A 6,554-nucleotide genomic window follows, 5' to 3' on the forward strand; every position below is an offset into this window, starting at 1 on the left:
TGACCGGAACCGTGGCCCCCGACGACAGCCCTGGTGACCGCAGGCGTGATGACACCCCAGAACATCAGGGCTCCGTCTTCGCGTCTCCGCTCGATCGTCTCAGCGACCGGCATGAGCAGCTTGATAGCATCGGTGTCTTCTCGCAGACAGACGACCTCGAAGGTTCCCGAGCGACGCAGGACAAACTCGGCGAGGGGGACCCAGAACGCTGTTGAAACCGACGCTTGAATGCCGGGCAGCATGCCCCTCAGCTCAGGAATCGTGATGTGCAGCGATGTGAGTTTGTCGGTCGTCATGTCACAGCAGGCCGTATTCGTCCAGAAGCTGGAGCAACGGTGCCTCCAGCATAACGTGGACATCTCGTGCAACAGTCTCAGACACCATCGTTCTCCCTGTTCTCATGCGATATGATACCAGACACCATCAGTGTATCCCGCGCGGCAGGGAATCAAGAGACTCCGCCGGTCGTGTCACGGACGAACCGGGCCAGGTCCTGCCAGGGTCCGATATCGAAGAAGCGCCGCGCCAGACCGGAGGTCGATGGCAGGACCCACACCACTGTTCGCCCGACGCAGTCCGGCTGTCGACCCAGCACGGCGCGCCACCCCAGGAATTGAGCCGCCACGGTCCTGCTGGTGAACGCCAGCACGCGCGGCTGCCACCGCAGGACCTTTGCCCTGAGCAGTCTGCGCGCCTCGTCCAGGTCGACATGGCCGTCGAAGATGTGCACGTCCTGCCCGTGATCGGTTTTGACCAGGTCGGTCAGTCCAATCCCCCAGTCGACCAGCTGCGGGTATTCCTCAGCCACAAGCCGGCGAGGCGTCAGTCCGACCTCTGCCAGGGTCTGCCAGAAGCGATTGCCCGGGTTGGCATAGTAGGCCCTTCGTTCCCAGGAGACATCCCCCAGCGCCGAACCGCAGAAGACGACACTCAGACCATCAGTCAGTACGTCCGGGATGAGCTCTCTGGCACTTCGGCCATCAAGCGCTGGTTCCAGCTCGCCCCCGCCCTGTCCATGTTGGTTTCTCATATTTTCAGTATAGCAGTGTGAAGCCGACGGCTTGCAAAAATCGCTCCCGACTGTAGTCTCAGGAAAACTGCATCGAGGAGGCCCTATGAACGGCAAACGCATCTATAGCATCGCTGGAGGCCAGTGTGGCCGCGAGACCCTGCTCGCCATCCTCCGCGAGCATCCCGAGATTCGCTTCGTCTCTCTTGTGGCGATCGACCTTGCCGGCAACGACACCGACGAGCGTATCCCCATCCAGACCTTTGTCGCCGACATCGACGCGTTTCTGGCCGGAAAGGCTGTCCAGACCGACGGTTCGTCTGTCGTGCTGGGCGGCATGACCTCGCTGGACGATGCGCAGGTCGATCTTGCGCCGGACCTGACTGCCACCTGGTTCGTCGACTACAACGAGGAACACGTGGACCACGAGACCGGTCTCCCGGTGGGGACACTGCGCATCCCGTCCTTTCTGGTACACCGCGGTGAGCGCATCGACTCGCGCTCTCTGCTTGCAGCCACAGTGGAGTATGCACGGGCGGAAATCCTGAAGCTTGTGCGCGACCATGCCTCGTCCCCATTGCTTGCTCACCTCGAGCCCGCGCGACTTGCGGGCATCGAGTTCACCGTCGGGACAGAATTGGAGTTCTGGGTCAAGACTCCGACCGATACAGCAAACGTCGAGGAGCTCTCGGCAGCGCAGATGCTGCAGGAAAACTACTGGCAGCGCACGCGAGGCGTCGCCCGAACCGCTCTCGAACAGGCGGTGATGGCACTTGAAGCATATGGTCTGCAGCCCGAGATGGGCCATAAGGAAGTCGGCGGCGTCAAGGCAGCCATCGGGGCCGGCGGCGAACTGACCCACGTCATGGAGCAGATGGAAATCGACTGGCGGTACGCCCCAGCGCTCCAGGCCGCCGACAATGAACTCCTTGCGCGCATCCTGGTGAAGGAAACGTTTCGCGCCAACGGCCTCACGGTCACCTTCAAGGCCAAGCCCATCCCGGGCGTCGCAGGTTCCGGCGAACATACGCACCTGGGCATCGCGGGCGTCCTGCCCAGCGGCAGGCGCATCAACCTCTTCGCACCCGCGAACATGCATGCCGACTTCCTGAGTGTGATCGGATACGGAGCGCTGATGGGTCTTCTCCGCAACTACGAAGTCGTCGGCCCGTTCATCTCTGCAAGCAACGATGCCTTCAACAGGCTCAAACCCGGTTTCGAAGCACCTGTCTGCATCGTCGCGGCGCTGGGACTCGATCCCGCCACCCCGTCACGCAACCGCACGGTCCTGGCAGGCCTAGTCCGAGACGTCGACAACCCGCGAGCAACGCGCTTCGAACTGCGGGCTCCCAACGCCTACACCAACACCTACCTTGCCGTAGCCGCGTCCATCCTCGCAATGCTTGACGGCATAAGATGGACGATCGAGTCCGGCACGCCACCCGAAGCGCTCCTCGCAGAGATCTCCAAGAAGGCAGGTGAACCCGGAAGCTACCTTGAACAGGACCGGGCGTACCGGGCGGAAGAGAACGTCTTCGAGAACTACTCACAGGAAGAGCGCGACCATCTCTTTGGCGTTCCTCCGGCCACCGTGTGGGAGAACATGCAGAATCTGGTGGCTTTTCCGGACCGCATTCGCGTTCTGACCGCAGGAAGTGGCCTGACACCACGCGTGATCAATGCGTTCCGCACTGCAGCCACTGCTCGCTGGAAACACGAGCTGCTGGTCCGCATCATCCCCGAAGACCTGGACGTTGTACGGGCCTGCCAGCCACTCGACCTGGCCAGCGACCGCGCTCAGGATCTGTGGAAACGCATCGACACTCTGAGACACGAGCTGGCCGACGATACAGCCGGAAATCCCGCCCTGTGCACCCGGCTGATGTCCGCTCTTTCCAGCGACTCCCTGGAGGAAGCTTCACGGCTTCAGCTCATCCTCGCCGATCGAATGAACCATCTGCGACAGATGGAGGACGAATACCGCAAGCGCGTGTTCTAGCATGCAATCGGGCGAACCTTCCGGTCCGCCCGATTGTTCATTCTGATCGAGAAAAGACTTCTACTTCTCCACTGTCAGCTCACTGGTGCAATGTGGGCACCGAGTAGCGTCGATCGAAATCTCCGACTTGCAGAAAGGGCACTCCTTGGTCGTGGGAGTCGGGGGCGTGACCACGATCTTCTTCTCGGTCATCTCTCTCAGCCTGTTCATCGACCTCACCATGATGAAAATGACGAGCGAGATGAGGAAGAAATCGATGACCGCGTTGAGAAACAGCCCGATATTGATAGTCGGCGCTCCGGCAGCCTCGGCCAGGTCGAATGTCGGATACTTCGTGCGTCCCAGATTGATGTAGATGCTCGAGAAATTGACGCGCCCCAGCAGCAGACCGATCGGGGGCATCAGGATGTCGTTGACAAGAGACGTGATGACCTTGCCGACCGCGCCGCCGATGATGATACCGATAGCCAGGTCGATCATGCTGCCTTTCAGAGCGAACCGCTTGAACTCATTCCACATGGGTCACCTCCACGTGCAGTATAACACCTGTCCCACGGCACGTCATTCCACGGGCGCATTCGTCGTTCCCGCGCAGGAACGACGGAAAAAGGCTCACCGGCGAGGGAGAGCGTTGCATGTGGTTCCTACAACGGTATACTTCTGCTTGTGAACAGCAAATGGAGAACCTTGGAGTGTCGCAAACCTGCACCGGTTCGCCAGTCAGCACCGGTTGTGACGCATCAGACATCGCTGCACCATAGCGGCTCGGCGCTGCGCCTGGTCGCCGGCATACTTGTTCTGGCAATGCTGATGAGCGCACCCGGGTGTGCGGCTCCAGGACGCCAGGTCGTCGCCATCGGCTCCTACGACATGACCGAGGTCGACCATCTGCTGAGTTCGGCTGCGCCCGCTGCACGTGGCATGGCCCTGGTCGTCGTGAAGGATAGGAAGGTCATCGAGAGTGCCGGCTACGCCAAATTCGGCCCCGGGACAGTCGTGGACATTGGCTCCGCTTCACGCTGGCTGGCCGCGGCGGCGATGATGACCCTGGTGGACCAGGGCACGCTTGCGCTGGGCGACCCCGTCTCCAAGTATTTGCCCGAGTTCACCGGCGAGAAGGCCGGCATCACGATACGACAGCTTTGGTCCTATGATTCCGGACTGCCGGCGACAGACGCCTCGATCACCGACCGGACGCTGACGCTGGAGGAGTGTGTCAAACGTATTGCCGCCGGACCCCTGCCCTCTCTGCCCGGAACCTCGGTGAGCGACGGGTCCGTTTCCATCCAGGTCGGAGCCCGTGTCTGCGAGGTCATCAGCGGGATGACGTGGCAGGAATTCTTCCGTGTCCATATCGCCGAACCTCTGGGGATGGACGACACGACCTTCAACCTGATGGGTTTCAACCGGAATCCAGACGTCGCTGGAGGTGCACGTTCAACAGCCGACGACTATTCCCGGTTCCTGACCATGCTCCTGCAGCGCGGCGTCTGGTCCGGCAAGCACATCCTCTCGGAGCAGGCCGTCGCCCAGATCGAGCAGGACCAGGCTGCCGCGTCCACCATCGCTGCGACTCCCTACACGACAGTCTCGTCACTTCTCCCTTCGACCAGCGGTGCTCGTCCAGGGCTGGGCATGTGGCGGGAGGAAACCGACCCCGGCATTGGAACCCTCCTCATCGCCTCCTGCCCCGGTACCTACGGGTTTACGCCATGGATCGACTACAAGCTGAACCTCGCAGGAGTCCTCTCCATGAAGTACGACCTGGCCAAAGCCGCCTACGACATCATGCGTGTGCGCCAGCTCGTGCCCCAGGCCATCGCCGCCGGGCTTCGATTCAAAGATGTCCCCGCCTCATCGTGGGCCTTTGCTGCAGTTGCCGACCTGAGCGCCCGCGGTCTGGTCACCGGGTACGAAGACGGCAAGTTCCATCCGGACAGTGCGATAACGCGAGCAGAATACGCCAAGCTGATCTGCAGTGCCCTCGGTATCCAGCCGCTCGCCATCACGTCAGATCCCTTCAAGGATGTCACGACGGCTTATTGGGCTGCAGGCTATGTCGCCGCCGCTGTCCACCAAGGTTGGCTGATCGGATACCCCGGCGGCCTCTTCAAGCCCGAGGAACCCGTGAGCGTGGCACAGGCACTCGTCGTCATTGCACGCTCACAGCACTGGAAGGACACGGCGATACTCCCCTATGTTGACGTCCAGTCCGGCTATTGGGCCCACGCGTTCATCGAGGCCTGCTTCACCAGGGGCATTATCAAGAACCCCGACCCCGGCATCGAATCCGATGGAAAGCTGAGTCCCGAGGGTCATTGCACACGCGCCCAGGCATGCGTTCTCCTCAGCCGTCTGCTTGCGCTGAAACCCTGACCCTCCGTTCAACGCTGTAACATTGGGCCTGTCCCCAATACTACAAACGCCCCGGATTACTCCGGGGCGTTCTGCATTCAGGAAACTTGGGCAAGCAACTAATCGTCTTCGTCGTCCTCGGCTTCGTCCGTTTCTTCCTCTTCCTTTTCCTCGTCGTCCCAGTCGATGTCGCTGTCGGCAAGGTCCTCGAGGATATCCTGAAGGTCGTCCAGCCGATCCATCAGATCATCGATAGCATCGTCCGCCAGGTCGGATGCATCGATCTGTTCATATGCCTCATCAAGCTCTGCACGCAAGCGTGCTGCTTCTTCCACTGCAACGTTGTCCTCGTCCAGCTCGCTGACCTTCAGTTCGAGCGCACTGACTATTCCCTCGAGCCGTACTCTCTCGTCATCCATGACTTCCTCCCATGCAAATATGCGGGTGTGATGCCGGCACTATAGATAAAACGCCCCACGTTTCAAGTCTCTGAGAGAGAAATGCCAGACGGCCGGGCAAAAACCCGGCCGTCTGCAGTGCCCCAACGAGGGCAGATTGCTGTGCCTAAACCTCGGTCTTGTCGACGGATGAGCCTTCGACGGTCGGTCTCGCCGGCGCGTCGACAAGTTCTACGGCAATGGTATAAGACGCCGCGAGAGCGGCGACTGCCCCGATGGCCGCCCATACGGGAAGCAAGACCGCGCCCACGACACCTGCGGTGAGCGGTACCTCAAACAGCGCGATGCCGTCCTTGTTCTTGATCGTGACACGTCGGACGTTGCCCTGATGGACCAGGTCCTTGACCTGCTGCAGCAGCTTCTCACCGCTGACTTTGAACTCTTCGGTTCGATTGCTCATATCTCATCTCCTCTGATGTTGTCGCAGATTCGCAGGATCACTGCACTGCGCCTGTCCTGCCGTCACCATGTTTACGCAGGTGAAGGAGCCAAGGTTACATGGGCCGCTGGTACGGCTGCCCCGTGAGGCTATACTAATGAAGAACGCGGCTCCACCGCGGAAGGGAGGAACCTCATGGAGAAACGACCATTTGGCAAGACTGGTGTTGAACTCCCGATCCTGAGCCTCGGATGCCAGCGACTGGTGGATGAGGAAGGTTGCAGCCAGGACCAGGCTGTTGCCATCCTTGAAGAGGCCCTGAAACGCGGTGTGTGCTACTTCGATACGGCGCCT

At 60.7% G+C, this 6,554-nt stretch carries 7 protein-coding genes; 2 read left to right on the top strand and 5 right to left on the bottom strand.

Features of this window, described 5'->3' with window-relative positions:
- Together SMC5_RS01555 and SMC5_RS01560 are read right to left on the bottom strand one after the other, a co-directional pair.
- On the bottom strand, window positions 1-296 hold a 296-nt coding region (locus SMC5_RS01555; RefSeq protein WP_133299138.1), incomplete at its 3' end, for a hypothetical protein.
- A gap of 152 nt (window positions 297-448) precedes the next feature.
- Window positions 449-1,030, bottom strand: coding sequence for a mismatch-specific DNA-glycosylase (locus SMC5_RS01560; RefSeq protein ID WP_119086930.1), 582 nt, complete (start codon window positions 1,028-1,030; stop codon window positions 449-451).
- Between the two features lie 85 nt (window positions 1,031-1,115).
- On the opposite strand from SMC5_RS01560, the gene SMC5_RS01565 reads away from it, so the two are divergent.
- Complete coding sequence (locus SMC5_RS01565; RefSeq protein WP_119119318.1) at window positions 1,116-3,008, top strand: type I glutamate--ammonia ligase; 1,893 nt, start codon at window positions 1,116-1,118, stop codon at window positions 3,006-3,008.
- A gap of 60 nt (window positions 3,009-3,068) precedes the next feature.
- Here the strand turns inward: SMC5_RS01565 and mscL are convergent, their stop codons facing one another.
- Window positions 3,069-3,527: a large conductance mechanosensitive channel protein MscL gene (gene mscL / locus SMC5_RS01570; protein WP_119086932.1), complete on the bottom strand. Its 459-nt coding sequence runs from the start codon at window positions 3,525-3,527 to the stop codon at window positions 3,069-3,071.
- 168 nt (window positions 3,528-3,695) lie between these two features.
- On the opposite strand from mscL, the gene SMC5_RS01575 reads away from it, so the two are divergent.
- Entirely contained in the window at window positions 3,696-5,384 is a 1,689-nt protein-coding gene (locus tag SMC5_RS01575) for a serine hydrolase (protein ID WP_119086933.1), read from the top strand.
- Window positions 5,385-5,482: 98 nt separating this feature from the next.
- Here SMC5_RS01575 and SMC5_RS01580 read toward each other — a convergent pair whose 3' ends face one another.
- Entirely contained in the window at window positions 5,483-5,782 is a 300-nt protein-coding gene (locus SMC5_RS01580) for a hypothetical protein (RefSeq protein WP_119086934.1), read from the bottom strand.
- A gap of 145 nt (window positions 5,783-5,927) precedes the next feature.
- Complete coding sequence (locus tag SMC5_RS01585) at window positions 5,928-6,221, bottom strand: DUF4342 domain-containing protein (protein ID WP_119086935.1); 294 nt, start codon at window positions 6,219-6,221, stop codon at window positions 5,928-5,930.
- Window positions 6,222-6,554 lie beyond the last annotated feature (333 nt).

The organism is Candidatus Cryosericum odellii, assembly GCF_003570935.1.
Lineage (GTDB): Bacteria > Caldisericota > Caldisericia > Cryosericales > Cryosericaceae > Cryosericum > Cryosericum odellii.